The 18,442-nt window shown below is 70.5% G+C and carries 13 protein-coding genes and 1 tRNA gene; 9 read left to right on the forward strand and 5 right to left on the reverse strand.

What is annotated here, in order from left to right; all coding sequences use genetic code 11:
* A partial coding sequence (locus EBL85_RS13990; RefSeq protein ID WP_305036079.1) for a cache domain-containing protein occupies positions 1–962 on the reverse strand: 962 nt, incomplete at its 3' end.
* A gap of 138 nt (positions 963–1,100) precedes the next feature.
* Positions 1,101–1,673, reverse strand: a complete 573-nt coding sequence (locus EBL85_RS13995) for a carboxymuconolactone decarboxylase family protein (RefSeq protein WP_123140974.1) — start codon at positions 1,671–1,673, stop codon at positions 1,101–1,103.
* Positions 1,674–2,115: 442 nt separating this feature from the next.
* On the opposite strand from EBL85_RS13995, the gene malQ reads away from it, so the two are divergent.
* On the forward strand, positions 2,116–3,630 hold the full coding sequence (gene malQ, locus EBL85_RS14000) for a 4-alpha-glucanotransferase (protein ID WP_123143231.1): 1,515 nt from the start codon (positions 2,116–2,118) through the stop codon (positions 3,628–3,630).
* Between the two features lie 11 nt (positions 3,631–3,641).
* On the opposite strand, the gene EBL85_RS14005 is transcribed toward malQ, so the two are convergent.
* Positions 3,642–4,460: a trans-aconitate 2-methyltransferase gene (locus EBL85_RS14005; RefSeq protein WP_123143232.1), complete on the reverse strand. Its 819-nt coding sequence runs from the start codon at positions 4,458–4,460 to the stop codon at positions 3,642–3,644.
* Positions 4,461–4,601: 141 nt separating this feature from the next.
* Here EBL85_RS14005 and EBL85_RS14010 point away from each other — a divergent pair.
* Positions 4,602–4,692: transfer RNA gene (locus EBL85_RS14010), tRNA-Ser, on the forward strand.
* Positions 4,693–5,100: 408 nt separating this feature from the next.
* Complete coding sequence (locus EBL85_RS14015) at positions 5,101–6,174, forward strand: hypothetical protein (RefSeq protein WP_200189417.1); 1,074 nt, start codon at positions 5,101–5,103, stop codon at positions 6,172–6,174.
* Between the two features lie 201 nt (positions 6,175–6,375).
* Here EBL85_RS14015 and EBL85_RS14020 read toward each other — a convergent pair whose 3' ends face one another.
* Positions 6,376–7,260 carry an AraC family transcriptional regulator gene (locus EBL85_RS14020; protein WP_123143233.1) on the reverse strand — a complete coding sequence of 295 codons (885 nt, stop codon included), beginning with the start codon at positions 7,258–7,260 and terminating at the stop codon, positions 6,376–6,378.
* A gap of 405 nt (positions 7,261–7,665) precedes the next feature.
* On the opposite strand from EBL85_RS14020, the gene EBL85_RS14025 reads away from it, so the two are divergent.
* Positions 7,666–8,739, forward strand: a complete 1,074-nt coding sequence (locus EBL85_RS14025; RefSeq protein WP_123143234.1) for an NAD(P)-dependent alcohol dehydrogenase — start codon at positions 7,666–7,668, stop codon at positions 8,737–8,739.
* A 354-nt stretch (positions 8,740–9,093) separates the two neighbouring features.
* Here EBL85_RS14025 and EBL85_RS14030 read toward each other — a convergent pair whose 3' ends face one another.
* On the reverse strand, positions 9,094–10,011 hold the full coding sequence (locus EBL85_RS14030) for a glycosyltransferase family A protein (protein WP_190288094.1): 918 nt from the start codon (positions 10,009–10,011) through the stop codon (positions 9,094–9,096).
* Between the two features lie 45 nt (positions 10,012–10,056).
* Between EBL85_RS14030 and EBL85_RS14035 the strand changes: the two genes are divergently transcribed.
* The 5 genes from EBL85_RS14035 (at position 10,057) to EBL85_RS14055 (ending at position 18,324) form a co-directional block, all read left to right on the forward strand.
* Positions 10,057–11,247 carry a glycosyltransferase family 4 protein gene (locus EBL85_RS14035; protein WP_123140967.1) on the forward strand — a complete coding sequence of 397 codons (1,191 nt, stop codon included), beginning with the start codon at positions 10,057–10,059 and terminating at the stop codon, positions 11,245–11,247.
* 377 nt (positions 11,248–11,624) lie between these two features.
* On the forward strand, positions 11,625–12,713 hold the full coding sequence (locus EBL85_RS14040; RefSeq protein ID WP_123143235.1) for a glycosyltransferase: 1,089 nt from the start codon (positions 11,625–11,627) through the stop codon (positions 12,711–12,713).
* Between the two features lie 325 nt (positions 12,714–13,038).
* On the forward strand, positions 13,039–14,085 hold the full coding sequence (locus tag EBL85_RS14045) for a sulfotransferase family 2 domain-containing protein (RefSeq protein WP_190288095.1): 1,047 nt from the start codon (positions 13,039–13,041) through the stop codon (positions 14,083–14,085).
* 34 nt (positions 14,086–14,119) lie between these two features.
* Complete coding sequence (locus tag EBL85_RS14050; RefSeq protein ID WP_123140964.1) at positions 14,120–14,920, forward strand: phosphate/phosphite/phosphonate ABC transporter substrate-binding protein; 801 nt, start codon at positions 14,120–14,122, stop codon at positions 14,918–14,920.
* Positions 14,917–18,324 (forward strand): PAS domain S-box protein, encoded by a 3,408-nt coding sequence (locus EBL85_RS14055; protein ID WP_123143237.1) that lies wholly within the window; start codon positions 14,917–14,919, stop codon positions 18,322–18,324. The genes EBL85_RS14050 and EBL85_RS14055 overlap by 4 nt, the downstream gene beginning before the upstream one ends.
* Positions 18,325–18,442: the final 118 nt, after the last annotated feature.

Genomic DNA, 18,442 nt, shown 5'->3' on the forward strand with positions numbered 1-18,442 from the left:
ATCTGCTTGATGCCGCCGGCGAGCCGGCGGATGCGCCGCTCGAGCGCGCGCGCCGTGAGCAGCGTCAGCACCAGACTGAGGCCGGCGACCAGGGCCGCGACCAGCCAGGCCTCGCGGGTGCTGGCAGCGATCGCGGCGAGCGCCGCGCTGCGGTCGCGCACCAGCTCGATGACCCCGATCGGGGTGCCGGAGTAGTCGGTCACGGCGCTGGCGTAGACCGCCACCGGGGTGGTGCCGAGCCGGGCGTGGACGAGCTGCGGGGTGCCGGCGAGCGCCGCGCGCAGCCGCGAGTCGTCGAGCAGCGGCTGGGCGCCGAAGGTGCCGGCGAAGGTGCGCAGACCGTCGGCGCGGGCGAGGTGCAGCGCGGCGTCGACGCCGTGATGCTGCTTGAAGGTGGCGAAGAAGTCGGCGCCGAAGGCCATGCCGAACTCCACCGAGCCGACATGACGCCCCTGCCACGCCACCGGGACGATGCCGCGCGCGCCGAGGTTGGCCACCCCGACCTCGAGCCCGCGCTGGGGCTCGCGCTCGCGGTTGGTGTCGACCACCGAGTGACGGAAGCCGGAGAGGTCGTCGCCGTGGCGCTCGGGCATGTGCAGGCGCAGCATCGAGGTCGCCGGCGGGGTGTGGAACTGGAACTGCACCACGCCATAGTCGGCGTGGAGCTTGCGATAGGCCGGTTCGAGCGCCGCGCGCAGCCAGGCGCGGTCGCCGGCGGCGAAGTGCGACTGGATATCGGGGAGGTTCGCCACCAGGGTGCTCATCGCCGCGGCCAGCCGGGTCTCGGCGGCGATCTCGGCCTGCAGGCTGTCGGCATAGAGTGCGAGCTGCTCGCGCTCGGCCTGGGCGGTGAGACGGTCGATGTCGTGGAGGTTGTTGTAGGTGAGCGCCGCCACGGCCAGGGCGATGGCCAGCCCCATGCCCAGCAGGATATTGGCCCACAGCGGGAGATACTTGAACATCGCAGGCTTCCGTGGTGATCCGCGGGGCCGGCTGCCTCTCTGGGGCCGGCGTGATGGCGCCGCCACCGCGGGCGTGGGTCGACGCGTCAGCTGCGGATGCTAGCGCAGCCGCGCCCGGGGCGCGACCGCGCGGCGCGCTCAGGCGCTCAGTTGCAGTGCCGGGGCGTCGAGCGCCTCGACCAGATGGGGGATCTGCGAGAGGGCGGGGGCACCGTCCATCAGCAGCGCGATCGGCATCACCTCGAAGATCTCCTCGGGCGGCGTGCCGAACTCCAGCGCCGAGCGCGCGTGCAGACGGATGTGGTCGCGGCGCTGCTCGACCAGGGCGATGCCGAGCGCGATCAGCTCGCGCACATGGTGCTCGATCGGGCCGCGCCCGAGCACGTACTCGCGCCAGGAGTCCTCCCAGGACTCCCACATCTCGCCGCCGCCGCTGGGGCTGGCCTTGAGAAACAGCGCAATCTTGCGCACCTGGCTGAGTTCGCCGTCGCCGGCGCCGAGGCGTCTGGCCTCGCTGCCGTGGATGTCGATACAGCGCCGGCACTGCTTGGCCAGGGCGATGCCGAGGGTGATCAGCTCCTTGCTGGCGCGGTCGATGCGGCCCTTCTTGGTGCTCTCCTGGGAGAGCTCGCCGATGATCTCGAGGAACTCCTCGAGCCCGTACTCGCGGGCGCGACTGAGTGAGTGCTTGAAGGTATCGGGACTGCTCATGATCGATGGGTTCCTACTGCTGTCGGGGCCGGGTTGGAGAGGTCCGTCCGGCGTCGGACACCCGGTGCGGGCGAATGAGATGAAGCCAAGCGTGTGTGCCGAAACCGTGCGCCCGGTCACGATTGCGGACGCCGGCTCGCCGCTGGCGCGTCGACGTTGCGTCGTCGTCGCGCGAGCCTCCCCACGCTAGCCCAAGGCGCGGTCGCGGATCAATCGTCGCGCGCTCGAGCGTTGCGACGCCCTCGTACTTTCAATGGTTTGTGCGCGCCCCCATGATTCGGGGTCGGGTGTGTCGCAGAGCGCCTCGGCCGCCCCCGCCGGGTGCGCCCGGCGCGCCCGAAGAGATGTAAACGTGTCCGTCCATGCGGATCGTGGTCGCTGTCGTGGGGCGATCGGCGTTAGGATGCGACCAGCGGACAGCTGCCGACCGGGAGGCCCCTCCATGCACCGCACCAGCGGTATCCTGCTCCATCCGACCTCGTTGCCCAGTCCCTTCGGGATCGGCGACCTGGGGCCGGGTGCCTACCGATTCGTCGACTTTCTCGCCGCCGCCGGGCAGGGGCTGTGGCAGATGCTGCCGCTCGGCCCCACCGGCTATCACGACTCGCCCTATCAGTGCACCTCGGCGTTCGCCGGCAACCCGCTGCTGATCAGCCCGCAACGGCTGCTCGAGGCCGGTTGGCTCGACCCCGAGGACCTCGAACCGGCGCCGAGCTTCTCCGCCGACCGGGTCGAGTACGAGTCCGTCGGCGCCTGGAAGCGCGCGCTGCTCGAGCGCGCCCGCCGCGGCTTCGAGGCGCGCGCCTCGGCGGCGCAGCGCGCCGCCTACGCCGCCTTCTGCGAGAACCACTGCGACTGGCTCGAGGACTTCGCCCTCTACAACGGCCTCAAGGCCTTCCACGAGCAGCGTCCCTGGACCCAATGGGCGCGCGACTACGCGCTGCGCGACCCCGGCGCGCTGGCGCGCTGGGCGGCCGCGCACGGCGAGGTGCTGGCGCTGCAGCGCTTCGTCCAGTTCTGCTTCTTCGAGCAGTGGCAGGCGCTGCGCGACTATGCCCGCGCGCGCGGGGTACGGTTGGTCGGCGACATCCCGATCTTCGTCGCCCACGACTCGAGCGAGGTGTGGACCCATCCGCACTGGTTCGAGCTCGACGCCGAGGGCGAGCCGACGGTGATCGCCGGGGTGCCGCCGGACTATTTCAGCGCCACCGGCCAGCGCTGGGGCAACCCGCTGTATCGCTGGTCGGCGCTGGCCGCCGACGACTACGCCTTCTGGGTGGCGCGGCTGCGTCAGGTGCTCGAGCTGGTCGACCTGGTACGCATCGATCACTTCCGGGGCTTTGCCGGTTACTGGGAGATCCCCGCCGACGAGCCGACCGCGGTCAACGGGCGCTGGGTCGCCGGGCCGGGGATGAAGCTCTTCGGCGTGCTCCAGGAGGCGCTCGGCGACGACCCGCCGCTGATCGCCGAGGACCTCGGGGTGATCACCGAGGACGTCGAGGCGCTGCGCGACGGGCTGGGGCTGCCGGGGATGGCGATCCTCCAGTTCGGCTTCGAGGACATCCCCGAGGGCTTCGGGCGGTCCTACTTCCTGCCCCATCACCACCGCCGCCGTCAGGCCGTCTACACCGGCACCCACGACAACAACACCCTGCGCGGCTGGTGGGACAGCCGCGACGAATCGGTGCGCCGCCACGCCCGGGTCTATCTCAACACCGACGGCCACGAGATCCACTGGGACTTCATCCGCTGCGCCCTCGGCTCGGTGGCGGAGATGGCGCTGTTTCCGCTGCAGGACGTGCTCGGACTCGGCGCCGAGGCCTGCATGAACCGCCCCGGCACCGCCGAGGGCAACTGGGAATGGCGCTTCCGCGAAGAGATGCTCGAGACCGGCAGCGCCGAGCGGCTGCGCGCGCTCAGCCGGCTCTTCGGGCGGTTGCCGCACCCCGAGGACTGAGCGCGGCGCGCTCAGCGCGCCGGCGTGGCGCCGAGATAGGCGATCCAGCCGGCGTCGGGCTCGCCGCGCTCGACCGCGACGAAGTCGCCGTCGGGCTCGCCCTCGGCGTCCCAGCCCTGCCAGTAGACGCCGACCTCGCCGAAGCCGGCCTCGGCGAGCAGCTCGCGCAACTCGGGCAGGGTCCACAGCCGCCACTGATAGCTGAAGGCGCGCTCGAGCCGCGAGCCGTCGTCGAAGGCGAAGTGGATGTGACACTCCAGATCGCTGCTGATCGGGTCGAAGCGCGCCTGCTCCCAGATGTAGTCGAAGTCGCCCTGCTCGGGGTCGGCGACGCGGCGCTCCTCGCGGATCACCCGCGGGGCGTCGTAGCCGCCGTAGACATCGAGCAGGAAGACCCCGTCGGGGGCGAGCGCGCGGTGCACCGCGCGGAAGTAGTCGCCGAGCGACTCGCGGCTGCGCAGCAGCCAGTAGCTGAAGTTCATCGCCACCACCAGGTCGACCGGCGCGGTGGCGGCCTCACGGACATCGGCTTGGCGCAGCGCCAGTCGCGCGCGCGCCTCGGGCGCGAGCCCGGCGAGGGTGTGGGTCCGTGCCCAGTCGAGCACCGCGGCGTCGAGATCGATGCCGAGGGCCTGATTGTCGGGGCGGCGACGCACCCAGGCCGCGGAGATCGCGGCGCTGCCGCAGAAGTCCTCGCGCAGCCGTCGCGCCGGGCGGCCGCGCAGATCGGTGACGAGCTGATCGAGCAGGTCGATCTCGGCCTCCGGGGCCTGGACGGCGAGTTCGTAGAGACGGTGACGGTCGGCGGTGCTGGCGCGCGTGTTGGGCATGGGGCAGGGTGGCCTGAGGGAAACGGGTGCCCCGATGATGCCCGCTGTGCGTTCGAGAAGAAATGGGTTGAAAGCCGTCGGGGTTTCGGTTAAAGTTCACGGCTCAAACGCGCCGCGGGCCTTCCTGTCGCCGTGTTTTCCGGAGAGGTGTCCGAGTGGTTTAAGGAGCACGCCTGGAAAGTGTGTATAGGTTAATAGCCTATCGTGGGTTCGAATCCCACCCTCTCCGCCAAATTGTCGGTAAAAACGCGCCTTCAGGCGCGTTTTTTATGCCCACTAACTAACCTGCCAAAGCAAAAACGCTTGTGGTGCACCGCATCTTACCGCCTGAGGCGCCCACAGTCGCGGCCGACCCACCCCGCAGAGGCTCGTCGAGCCAGACAAGCAGCATCTGGCGGCGATCCGCGCGCCCTTGACTAGCTCGCAGTCGAACAGTAACTCGCAGCCAATCCAAACCAAGGTCGTTGACGCAGGCGCGCAACAGGGCTATTTTCTCACCCGGGTGCCCACCCTACTTGCACACGAGTAAAAATAGGCCGCTTCGCTATCTGTCATTGAACATCTCTCTTTGTGAGCGTTGCTCTCGGGGACTTAAACGTGTGCGCCTAACCCGAGATCGGCGTGGTCATGAGGTATAGAGATGACAATGACGGTCAAAGCGCTGGCATATGCTGCACAGCAGTACCTGCAATCCAGCACCAAAACGCCCTTCAAGCGCGCGCACATCTACGAGTTGCTGGCTGCACTCTACGGTTTTCGCTCCTACGCGGCACTAACCGCTTCGTCCGTGTTCACGTCTGGCAACGACGAGTTCGACCGTATCCCGATGGAGCCGGCAATACTTCGCCAGCGCTACAGCGATCTGGGGTACCCAACCGCAACGACCGATCATGTCGTGTCCGAGTTGGTCTCGTTCGCGACCCAGCATCGATTGGGAGTCGTTCGTCTAAATGACCTGGTCAGGGATCTCCGCGACGGTCTCTACGACGGTTACGATTTCGGCGAGACTGATTTGCCTGCGCTCCCGGTGGACTGCTTAGTACGATCCGCCAACAGCGGGAGTGCTATTGCCCACTATGCGCTAGCCCTGATCTATGACCCCGGTGATGACAATGACGAGCTATTGGGGGCATCCTATTGGTACACCCAAGAGCAGAACGGTCGCGAACTTGAGGGCATGCAAAAAGCCTGGGCAGATGCCTATGCAGGTCGCATTGCCCTCAAGGAGAAGCATGCCTTCCACCTCCGTCAAGCGGCCCAGCTGGGTAGCGCCGAAGCGCTCCTTGATCTCGCGGACAAGTTCGGTGACCTTTCTTTCTTCGAGGGCGACCACGACGACCTCGACGAGGACCCGATGCGGGTGGCCGAGATCGCCGAGCGTCACGGGCGCAGAGCAGAGACGCATCATTGGCTGACAATCGCCGCCGAAGAGGGCAATACCGAGGCAATGTTCGAGCTGATCGAGCGCTTCGATCACCAAGACCACGAGCGTTGCTGGACCTGGATCTACCTGGCACGTCGACTGGGAACCGATTTCACCCGAAGCGACTACCGGCTGATCAACGAGGACGGATCATCCTGGGACGACGATGTTGGTGGTTCCGCCTTTGTCATCGGACGGGATGCCTTGACTCTTCCACCGCTCGATGAGCGGCGAGACACGGCAGCCTACAACGCTGCCGAGGAGATGTTTGCTCGACTCGAGTCGACCTGATGCGCGCCTCATATTGAGGTTCCCCTGATTTTCGCCCCCCCCAAGGGTTTGGTCTCATGCGACCGTCTGGTCGCGGCTCTGTCTCGCCTGCCAATGTTGCATGATCCCGACGGGGGAGCGATAGCCAAGTGTCGAGTGCAACCGCTCTCGATTGGATAATGCACCATGGCGCCTGCCGAGGACGCTGCGATCCGCCGCGGCTCAGGCCGCGCGTGCCTCGCGCGTCATCTCCGCCGGGCTCTGCCCGAAGTAGCGCTTGAACTCGCGGCTGAACTGCGAGGGGCTCTCGTAGCCGACCCTGTCGGCGGCCATGTAGGCCTTGATGCGCTCGTGCAGCATCAGTTCGCGCGCCTTGGTCAGGCGCACCTTCTTCAGGTACTGGATGGGGGTGTCGGAGGTGATCTCCTTGAACGCCCGGTGGAAGGCCGATGGACTCATGTGCACGCGCTCGGCGAGCTGTTCGACGTCGAGCTTATCGGCGTAGTGGCTCTGCATGATCCGCAGCACCTGGGCGACCTTGGAGAAGGTGCCGCTGTACATCGCCAGGGCGTGGAGCACCGGCGCCTGGGTGCCGCCGAGGGCGCGGAACAGCACCTCGCGCACCAGCCCCGGGCCGAGCAGCCGGGCCTCGGTCTCCGAGCCCAGCGCCTTGATCAGACGGGCGATGGCGTCGGCCATCTCGGCGTCCAGCGCGGCCGGCCCGATCCCCCGCGGCAGGCCGCGCTCGGCGGCCTTGCCGATCTCAGCCTGCAGGCCCATGCCGCTGATCAGCGCGTTCAACTGGCCGAGGTCGATATCGATGTAGAGCCCGAGCAGGGGCGTCTCGGGCGACCCGAAGGTCTCGCACTCGAAGGGCATGGTGACCGAGGTGAGCAGATAGTTGTCGGCGTCGTAGCGGAACGCCTCGCCACCGAGATAGCCGGTCTTGTGGCCCTGGATGACGACGCAGATGCCGGGGTCGTAGACCAGTGGGCGCCGCGGGATCGGCTGTGTCGACTTGAAGAAGCGCACCCCCTGGAGGGGCGACTCCATCACCCCGGTTTCCAGCGCCGGGAAGTGCTGCAGCAGTATCGAGTTCGATGACATGTCGTGCGCGCTCTGATTCGGGAGATGGATCTTTTAGACAGGATTGGCCCCGCCGGGGCAACTTGAAATCACCGCTCGGGTAGGAATAGGCAAGAGATCGAGAGGATCAGGTCTCTCAACCGAGGGCATCGAGCCCTATGTTCATCGTCAATGCAGCCGATGATGTGGCCCGCCGTGGCGACCGCTCTGGCAGGTGTGGACTGCTCGGCGGTGGCGCCGTTCTCTACCCCGTTCGCCCCGCCTGCACGAGCATCACGAGTCTGGCTCAACACAGGTGCGTTCGCCGACCCCGCCGTGCCGGGTCCGCGCGATCGCGCGCCCTCGGCGCCGAGTTCAAGTCATCGTCGCCGCTCGCCGAGACCGGCGGCACCTCCGCAACCCACTGACGAAGACAGGCCAAAGACCATGAAAACCGTTGGATACGCGGCCCATTCGGCCGATGCCACGCTCGTTCCCTATCACTTCGAGCGTCGCGCGCTGCGCCCGAACGATGTCGCCATCGACATCCAGTACTGCGGTGTCTGTCACTCCGACCTGCACACCGTCAACGGCGACTGGGGGCCGCAGCCCTATCCGCTGGTGCCGGGCCACGAGATCGTCGGCGTGGTCAGCGCCGTCGGTCCCGAGGTCGAGCGCTACCGGGTGGGCGATCGCGTCGCGGTCGGCTGCATGGTCGACAGTTGCCAGGACTGCGACCAGTGCCACAACCATGAGGAGCAGTACTGCCGCAACGGCATGACCCCGACCTATGGCGCGCCCGATCGCATCAGCGGCGAGATCACCCAGGGCGGCTACTCCAAGCACATCGTGGTGCGCGAGGCGTTCGTGCTGCGCATCCCCGACAGTCTGGATCTCGCCAGGGCCGCGCCCATCCTCTGCGCCGGTATCACCACCTTCTCGCCGCTGCGCACCTGGCAGGTGGGCGAGGGCACGCGTGTCGGCGTCATCGGGCTCGGCGGACTCGGCCACATGGCGGTCAAGCTCGCCGCGGCGATGGGCGCCGAGGTCACGGTGATCAGCCGCTCGAGCAGGAAGGAGGCGGAAGCGAAGGCCAGCGGCGCCCGTGGCCTCCTCGCCTCCACCGACCGGCAGGCGATGCAGGCGGCCGCCAACGCCTTCGATCTCATCATCGACACCGTGCCGGTGAAGCACGACCTGAATGTCTACACGCCGCTGCTCGACGTCGACGGCTCGCTGGTGATCGTCGGCCAGATCGGGCCGCTGGAGGCGCCGATGACCACCCCGCTGGTGTTCGGTCGCCGGCGCGTCGCCGGGTCGCTGATCGGCGGCATCGCCGAGACCCAGGAGGTGCTGGACTTCTGCGCCGAGCACCAGATCTATCCCGAGTGCGAGATGATCCGCATCGAGCAGATCAACGATGCCTTCGCGCGTCTGGCCGAGGGCGAGTTCGCCCATCGCATCGTCATCGACATGGCCTCGCTCAGCGTCGATGGGCCCGCGCCGGGCGCGGCGGTCTGAGCGGACGATCAGCGCAAGGGCGCCGAGGTCGCGCGAGGTCGGGCCTTCGTCTGGCCGGGCGTGACGCGGGGCGGATCTCGCGCCTCGCGCCCGAGGCGCCCCGCGCGCCCTCTCGCCGGGACGCCAGGCCCCGTGTCGGCACCACCCCCCCCATCCCCCGATGCCGTTTGACAGAGGACGGGCGCGCGCCCCGTCCTCTTCGCGCGCGCCGAGTGGCCCCGGTCGTCGACCTCGCCTCCGGCGGCGGACTGGAGCGCGAGGCGAGCAAGCGCGCCGCCCCGAGCCCGCGGAGAGGCCGCCGCGCCTGCTCGCGGTCTGGGGCCGCGCCGCGTGCGGTGCGCGATCGAGCGGGCCTCAGTCGCGCGGCGCGCGCAGCAGTCGGCCATCGGTGCGCGCGGCGCGCGGGATGCGTCGCTGCGGCGTCAGCGAGCGTGCCAACAGGCGGCTGGCGCAGACCCGCGCCGGGTGTCCCTCGGCCTCGCCGATCAGCAGCCGGGCGCGGCGCAGTGCGACCGGGTACGCGGTGCCGAGTTCGGGGCGGTCGCGCCGGATGATCCGCGCCAGCACCGCGAGCCGCGCCTCGGTGCGGCTGATCTCGGTCTCGGCGCGCCGCTCGTCGTCGCAATAGACGCGCGGGCTGAAGCCGACCGCCCCGGCGCTGGCCAGGCGCAGCCACAGCTCCCGCTCCTCTGCAGAATGCAGTCCACCGTCGAATCCCTTCGCATTCTGCAATGCATCGCCTCTGGCCACCACCGTCGAGGTGCCGACCAGGTTCTCGGCGAACAGCAGCGCCGCCGGGTGGGAGAGCCGGCGAAAGCTGTCGCCGCCCTCGAGCAGCCGCCGCAACCCCGGCCAGAGGCTGAAGCAGTCGCCGCGGTCCTCGCCGTCGGCGCCGACATGGCGGTAGTTGGTGAAGCTCATCACCAGCTCGGGGTCGCGCCGGTGGAGGGCGAGCTGCGCGGCGAGCTTGCCCGGGTACCAGCGATCCCCTACGTCGAGGAAGGCAATCAGCGCGCCGCGCGCCGCGGCGATGGCGTGATTGCGCGCCCGCGCCGCGCCCAGCCCGCCGAGCCGGATCGGGTGCAGCCAGCGCGCGCGTCTGGCGTACGCGCACAGCCAGTCCCAGGTGCCGTCCTCGGAGCCGTCGTCGACGACCAGCACCTCGAAGGCGTCGAGCTGCTGGGCGAGGACGCTGTCGATCGTGCGCGGCAGCTGCTCGAGACAGTCGCGGGCGGGGATGACGATCGAGACCTGGATGGGCTGGGTCGACATGGCGCGTCCTCTGGCATTGATGTTGCTCAAGGCGCAGCAGTTCGCATGCCAAACGGAAACATCACCATCATGAAGACGATCGCCTATCTCATCCCCGCCTTCCCGGTCCTCTCCGAGACCTTCATCGGCACCGAGATCCGCGCCATGGAGTCGCTCGGTCACCGGGTGGTGCCGATCGCCTTCCGCCGTCATCCGGGACCGGCCCAGGCCAGCGATCAGCGTCTGGCGGTGCGCACCTGGTATCTCTCCGATCTCGGTCCGGCCGATGCCGCCGAGGCGCTCGGCGGCATCCGCCCGAGCCTGTTGCGCGGGCTCGGCTTCGCGTTGCGCCAGCGCGGGCTGCCGCGCGCCGCGCTGCTCTACGGCGCCGCGCGGGTGGCGGCGGTGATGCGCTACGAGGGCTGTACCCACATCCATGCCCATTTCGCCCAGGCCACCACCGCCACGGCGATCGTCGCCGCCCGCTGGCTCGGCATCGGGGTGTCCTTCGTGGGGCACGGCTCCGACGTCTACGCCACCCCCGCCGACCTCGCGCTCAAGCTCGATCGGGCGGACTTCGCGGTGGCCGTGTGCGAGGACATGCGCCGCGACTTCACCGCGCTGGCGCCGCGTGCGCGCGTCGGGGTGGTCTATTGCGGGGTCGATGCGCGCACCTTCGCGCCGGTGGTGAGCGGCGCCGCGGAGGCCGATCGGCTGCTGTTCATCGGTCGGTTGTGCGAGACCAAGGGGGTGGCGGATCTGCTCGAGGCGCTGGCGCTGGTCCCGGCGGCGCACCGCCCCCGGCTCGATCTGGTCGGCGACGGCCCGCTGCGCGCGTCGCTGCGGGCGCGTTGTACCCGGCTCGGGCTGGACGACTGGGTGGAGTTCCTCGGCGCGCGTCCGGCCGAGTGGCTGGCGCGTCACGGCCCCGGCTACCGGGCGCTGGTCGCACCCTTCCGCATCGCCGCCAACGGCGCCCGCGACACCGACCCGGTGGTGGTCAAGGAGGCGATGGCGATGGCGCTGCCGGTGATCACCACCACGCTGATGGGCTGCAAGGAGATGGTGACCGAGGAGAGCGGCTGGCGGGTGGCGCCGGGCGATCGCGCCGCGCTCGCCCGCGCCATCGAGACGGTGGCGACCACGGCGCCGCTGCGTCTGGCGGCGATGGGGCAGGTGGGGCGCCGACGGTTGCTGGAGCTGTTCACCGCCGAGCGTCAGGCCCGGGCGCTCTCGGCGCTGGTCGAGGAGGTGTGAGGGGGTCGCCGCGCGCGCCCCGGCCTCCGGGCGCCGCTCTACGGGCTCGCGCTGGCCGCGACGCCGTCCTGAGGCGTGTTGCAGGATGCAGCGCCCGCTGCGTTGCACGCTGCAACGCCGGGGCGGGCGAGCGGCGCGGGATCGCGCCGGCGCGTGCGGATGCGGGATGGCACGCGATCTGCTCACGGTCGGTCATCCTCTGCTCATCGGTCCCGACCATGCCCATCGAGTTGCTCGACCGCATACGACCTGCCCGCCGGCGACTGGCGCCCGCGCGCGCTGACGGTGCTCAGCCGCATCCCACCACTCAAGCCGTACCGAATCGAGTGCCGCTCGACGGACCGCGCGGTCGATCATCTGCCCGTGGAGAAATCCCGATGACCACCATCGTTCATGTCGTGCAGCACCTGCGTCCCGGTGGGGTGGAGAGCGTGGTGCTGGAGCTGGCGCGTCACGGCGCCGCCACCGAGCGCCATCTGGTGATGAGCCTGGAGGGCGAGGGCGTGGCGGCGGTCGCCGCCTGGCCACGGCTGCAGACCGATGTCGATCGGCTGCGCTTTCTCGCCAAGCCGCCGGGCTGGACGCCGGGGCTGGTCCCGCGTCTGGCGCGGCTGTTGCGCGCCGAGGGCGCTGTGGCGGTGCACACCTATCATCGCGGCCCGCTGATCTACGGCGGTCTGGCCGCGCGCCTGGCCGGGGTGCGCCATCTGGTGCACACCGAGCACGAGGCCCGGCACCTGGAGTCGTTGCCGCAGCGTTGGCTGCAGTGGACGACGCTGGCGCTGACCCGACCCCGGCTGGTCGCCGATGCCGAGCACGTCGCCACGCGCATCCGCGCGCGACTGCCGGGGTGGCGGCCACGGGTGATCCTCAACGGCGTCGATACCGATCACTTCATCCCCGGCGATCGCGCCGTGGCGCGCGCGCAGCTCGACCTGCCGCGCGAGGTGCGGTTGATCGGCTGCGCCGCACCGCTGCACCCGGTCAACGGCCAGCGGTTGCTGATCGAGGCGCTGCTCGGACTCGACGCCGACACCCATCTGGCGCTCGCCGGCAGCGGCCCGGAGGAGGGCGCGTTGCGCCGCCTGGTCGCCCGGCAGGGGTTGGCGAAACGCGTGCATTTCATCGGGCGGCTGGACGCCATGCCGACCTTCTACCAGGCGCTCGACCTGTTCTGCCTGCCCGCGCTCGCCGAGGGGTTGCCGCTGGCGCCGCTGGAGGCCCAGGCCTGCGGCATCCCGGTGGTGGTGAGCGCCGTCGGCGGCGTCCCCGAGACCGCCTGTCCCGACACCGCCCGGGTGGTGCCGGCCGGGGATGTCGCGATCCTCAGCGTGGCGCTGGCGGTGCAGCTCGCCGCCATCGCGCGCGCCGTGCCGTTCGACCCACGCCCCTATGTCCTCGCCCGCGCCGAGGTGCGGGCGATGGCCGCCGCCTATGCCGCCCTCCGTCACCCCGGTGCGAGCTGAGTCCCGATGCGGACCAGCCCGCTCGCGCTGCTCATCCTGACTGCCGAGACCCCCTTCGCTGCCGGGCTGGATCGGTCGTCTGGCGTCGATGGTCGGAGCGGCGCTGTTTTTGGTACTGTTCCTCGCACCCTGTGTATTCCGCGGCGCCGTCGGCGTGGTGCACCGGGGTGGCGGGCGTCCTGTGCTATCGGCGCGGTCACGCGCGCCGCCTCGGGGCGCGTGGCCGAGCGCCGGAGCCGGCTTGTGCGCCGGCGCGGGTGCCTACAGATGTTCTGACGGGGGTCTCTCGCGCCCCGACCGCCCTGGACGAAGAGGAGGGGCGCCGATGGGCGATGGTGTCGAGGACGAGGCGGTGGTGGTCATCGGGGACGCTCTCGACGGTCTCGGGGTTGGCCGGGCGCGGCCATTGCGGATCGAGTCGCATCCTGCACTGCGGCCTGCAGCGGTGCGGCGCGAGACGGCCCACTTCGCCGCCGGTGTGGCCGCGACGCTGGAGCGGCTGCGCGGGGCCGGGGCGCGGTGGCTCGGCGGCGTGCTCGGTGACCGCTGCAACCCGTCGCTGGCCGCGGGGCCGGTGCGCGAGACCGATCGCCTGGCACGGTGGTTGCCAAGGTTGAGCAGACGCCTGCGCAAGGCGATCTGGAAATGCCATCTGCTCACCCTGAACGTCTGCCCCCGGAGCCAGAACACCATGCTGCTCTCCCACCACCGTCGCTTCGTCTATTTCCACATCCCCAAGACCGGCGGCAGTTCACTGACCTCGGTGTTTCGCGACGACCTCGACACCCGGGCCTCGCTCGCCGGGCTCGATGCGCGCGCCCCGGGCTGGCAGGACCGTTGTCACTTCGACGGTCGCCAGCACAGCACCTATCGCGACAACGCCCGGCTGCTGGCCAGATATCCCGACTACTTCCGCTTCGCCTTCGTGCGCAACCCCTGGGATCTGGCGCTGTCGTGGTACACCGCGCTGGCCCGCGCCTCCCCCGACGAGACCCTGGGTTCGACGCACCTCTCCGGCCCCGGCTTCAAGCAGTTTCTGCGTCGCGCGCTGCGCCCGCGTGCGCCCGGCGACTGGCTCGCCTGGGCCAGCCAGGCGCCCGTTCATCGCTTCATGATCGGTCGCTCCCAGAGCGACTATCTGACCGATCGAGCAGGGCGGTTGCAGATCGACTTCCTCGCCCGCTTCGAGCACTACCAGGAGGATCTGACCGCACTGTGCGACCATCTCGGTCTCGCGCCCCCGGCGCCCGAGCACTTCAACCGTTCCCGGCATGGCCGGCTCGACTATCGGGAGTTCTATGACACACACAGCCGCGACTGGATCGCGCGCCGCTTCCGGCGCGACATCGAACTCTTCGGTTACCGCTTCTGAGCGCACCCGGCGCCGTGGCCGCGCGGCGCTGCTGTTGCTGACCCTGCTCGTGGCGCCGCTGGCCGCATCGGCCACGGAGCTGAGCTTCGGCATCGTGCCGCAGCAATCGGCAAGCACCCTGGCGCGCGCCTGGGTGCCGCTGCTCGAGGCGCTCGGCGCGCGCGCCGGGGTGGCGCTGCGCTTCGAGACCGCCGCCGACATCCCCACCTTCGAGCGCCGTCTGGCGCAGGGCGAGTACGATCTCGCCTACATGAACCCCTATCACTACACGGTCTTCGCCCGCGACCCCGGCTATCGCGCACTCGCCCGCGCCGAGGGACGGCTGCGCGGGGTGCTGGTGGTACGCGCCGACAGCCCGCTGCGCGAGGTCGGGTCGCTGCAGGGCGCGACCCTGGCCTTCCCGGCCCCGGCGGCCTTTGCCGCCAGCGTGCTGATCCGCGCCGAGCTGGCCCAGCGCGGCATCGCCTTCACCCCGCGCTATGTCGCCTCGCACGATTCGGTCTACCGTACCGTGAGCGTCGGGCTCTATCCCGCCGGCGGCGGGGTGGTACGCACGCTCGAGGCGCTCGACCCGCCGCGCCGCGCCGAGCTGCGCGTGCTGATGACCACCCAGGGCTATACCCGCCACGCCTTCGCCAGCCATCCGCGGGTCGCACCCGAGGTGGTCGCGCGGGTGCGCGAGGCGATGCTCGGGCTCGCCGCCGACGCCGAGGGGCGGGCGCTGATCGAGACGCTGGGGATGCCCCGGCTGGTGGCCGCCGAGGACGGTGACTGGGACGACGTGCGCGCCCTCGGTATCGACCTGCTCGACGACCTGCGCGCCGAGGCCCCGTGAGCTTCCGTCTCAAGACCATCCTCGGCATCGCGCTGATCGAGGCGGCGCTGCTGGCGCTGCTGGTGTTCAGCGCGCTGAGCTGGCTGCGCGAGTCGAACGAGGCGCAGCTGGTCCAGCGCGCGACCACCGCCGCCAGCCTGGTGGCGACCAATGCCACCGACGCGGTGCTGGCCACCGATCTGGCCCGGCTCGAGAGCCTGCTCGACGAGGTGCTGACCAACGCCGACATCGTCTATGCGCGGGTGCGCGACCGCGATGGCCTGATCCTCGCCGAGGCCGGTGCGGCGCGCGCGCTGGCGCGCCGCTTCGTCGCCGACCAGGACCCCTCGCACGCCGCCGACGGGGTGTTCGACACCCGCGCCGAGATCCATGCCGGCGGGGCCTATTTCGGTCGTGTCGAGCTGGGCGTCTCGGTCGAGCCCTTCCTCGCGCTGCTCAGCTCGGCACGCTCCGGGGCGATCGGGATCGCGCTGCTCGAGATGGCGCTGGTGGCGCTGTTCTCGCTGCTGCTCGGCACCTATCTCAGCCGTCAGCTGCTGCGCCTGCGCGATGCCTCCAACCGCATCGCCCGCGAGGGTCCGGGGGTGCGCATCCCCCAGCACGGCAACGACGAGATCGGCGAGGCGATCCGCGCCTTCAACCTGATGTCGGCGCGCCTGGCCGACAGCTATGCCGATCTCAACGAGGCGCTCGCCGCCGCCCGTCAGCTCGCCGAGCGCATCCGTCGCAGCGAGGCGCAGAAGAGCGCGCTGCTCGACGCCGCGCTCGACGCCATCGTCACCATCGACCTCGATGGCCGGGTGGTCGACTTCAACGCCTCGGCCGAGCAGATCTTCGGCTATCTGCGCGAGGACGTCGGTGGCCAGTTGCTCGAACAGTTGATCGTCCCCGAGCGCTATCGCGCCGCCCACCGTCGCGGCATGGCGCGGTTTCGCGCCGAGGGCAAGGGGCGGGTGGTCGGCCAGCGTCTGGAGATGGAGGCGCTGCACCGCGACGGTCACGAGTTCCCGATCGAGATCGCCATCACCGAGGTCGAGGCCGATGAGACGGTCTATTTCACCGCCTTCATCCGCGACATCAGCGCGCGGCGCCGCGCCGAGGAGGAGCTGCGTCTCGCCGCCCAGGCCTTCGAGGCCCAGGAGGCGATCTTCATCACCGACGCCGAGAGTCGCATCCTGCGCGTCAACCGCGCCTTCACCGCGATCACCGGCTATGCCCCGCACGAGGCCATCGGCGAGACGCCGCGACTGCTCAAGTCCGGGCGCCAGTCGCAGCGCTTCTACCGGGAGATGTGGGCGCGGTTGCAGCGCGACGGTCACTGGGAGGGCGAGATCGAGAACCGCCGCCGCAACGGCGAGATCTTCCCCGAGTGGCTGAGCATCACCACGGTGCGCGACCCGGACGGCCGGGTGACCAACTATGTCGCCAACTTCATCGACATCAGCGAGCGCAAGCGCACCGAGGCGGCGCTGATCGAGGAGCGCGCCCGCGCCGAACAGGCCAGCGAGGCCAAGTCGCGCTTTCTCGCCACCATGAGCCACGAGATCCGCACCCCGCTCAACGCCATCCTCAACATGAACGAGCTGCTGCTCGAGAGCGGTCTCGACCCCGAGCAGGCGGCCCATGCGCGGGTGGCCGGCGAGGCCGGGCACAGCCTGCTGTCGGTGGTCGACAGCATCCTCGACTTCTCCAAGATCGAGGCCGGACGGATGGAGACCCGGCCCGAGCCCTGCGCCCTCGAACCCCTGCTCGAAGGGGTGCTCGGGCTGTTCGCCGCGCGCGCCTTCGCCAAGGGCGTGGAGCTGCTGCTGACCCTCGACCCGCAACTGCCGGTGCGGGTCGAACTCGACCCCGGCCAGTTGCGCCAGATCCTGCTCAACCTGCTCGGCAACGCGCTCAAGTTCACCGAGCACGGCGCCATCGAGCTGTGCGCCGGGGTGGTGGGCGAGGGCGCCGAGCAGCGACTCTCGATCGAGGTGCGCGACACCGGTATCGGCATCGCCCGCGAGCGTCTGTCGGAGCTGTTCAACGAGTTCGTCCAGGTCGACGACTCGCGCCGCCGACGCTTTGGCGGCACCGGGCTGGGGCTGGCGATCTGTCGCGGGCTGGCGCGGATCATGGGCGGCGAGATCGGCTGCGCGAGCGAGCCCGGCGTCGGCTCCCGCTTCTGGGTGCGCCTCCCGCTGCGCGCGCGCGCCCCGGCCGACGATCGGCGGGCGCGTCTGGCGCGCCGGGCCGCGGGCTGGCGGGTGCAGGTGTGGGCCGCCAGCGCGCCGCTCGCCGAGGGGCTGGCGCGCCAGCTCCGGCTGCTCGGCCTGGAGACGGTGATCGTCGGCGAGGAGCGCTGGTTCGCCGAGGCCGCCGCCGTGCCCGCGCGGCTGTGGCTGGTGGCCCCGCCGGGCGCGGGGAGGGCGGCGCGCGAGATCCCGATCCATCGCGACCGGACGAGCGCGCCGACGCCCGAGGCCGCCACCCTGCCGTTGATGCCGCGCGCACTGTGTTGGCAGCTCGGCATGGCGCTCGGCGCCCCCGAACTCTTCCCCGCGCCCGACTCGCCCTGCCCCGAGCCGGCGGCGCCGACGCCGACGGCAACGGCCGCCACCGGCCCGATCCTGCTGGTCGAGGACAGCGAGGCCAACCGTCTGGTGGCGCTGGCGATCCTCGAGCGCGCCGGCTACCGGGTCGAGACCGCCGCCGACGGTCATCAGGCGCTCGCCGCGCTGCGCGCGCGCCCCTATGCGCTGGTGCTGATGGACGTCTCGATGCCGGGGATGGACGGGCTGGAGGCGACCCGGGCGATCCGCGCGCTGCCCGGCGAGCGCGCCCGCGTGCCGATCGTGGCGATGACCGCCAACGCCTTCAGCGAGGATCGCGAGCGCTGTCTGGCCGCCGGCATGGACGACTATCTGAGCAAGCCGGTGGTGCGCGCCGAGCTGTTCGCCGCCCTCGCGCGCTGGCTCGGTGGCGCGCGCCCCGAGGATGCGCCGGTCGGCGCATCGGCCGGGGAGCGCGCGGCGCCGGCGCAGGCGGTCGGGGTGCTCGATCTCGGGGTGATCGACGAACTCGCCGAGGAGATGGGCGAGGACTTCCTCGTCGGCATGCTGCAGACCTTCGAGATCGAGACCCGGCGACGGGTGGCGTGCATCGAACAGGCCTGGGAGGCCGGCGAGATCGCCCAGCTCGAACACGAGGCCCACACCCTCAAGGGCGCCTCCGGCACCTTCGGCGCGCGCGCGCTGCAGGCGCTCGCCTTCGACTGCGAGCAGGCCGCCCGCGCCGCCGACCGCGACCGTCTGGCGCCGTTGATCGCGCGGCTGCGCGGCTGCGCCGAGCAGGCGCTGGAGGCGCTCGTGCAATGCTTCGCGAAGGGCGGGGACGGCCCGCGCGGTCCTGCTCGGGACTGAGCTCGCCCTCGGCCTCGACGGCGCCGCGCGACGAGCGCGCCCTGGTGCTGCTCGAACCGTCGGACGGCGCGGCGGATGAAGCCGCCGCGCACGATCCCTATATCTGAGGCTCAACCAC

Origin of the sequence: Marichromatium sp. AB32, from assembly GCF_003718675.1 — a bacterium.
Classification (GTDB): Bacteria; Pseudomonadota; Gammaproteobacteria; order Chromatiales; family Chromatiaceae; genus Marichromatium; species Marichromatium gracile.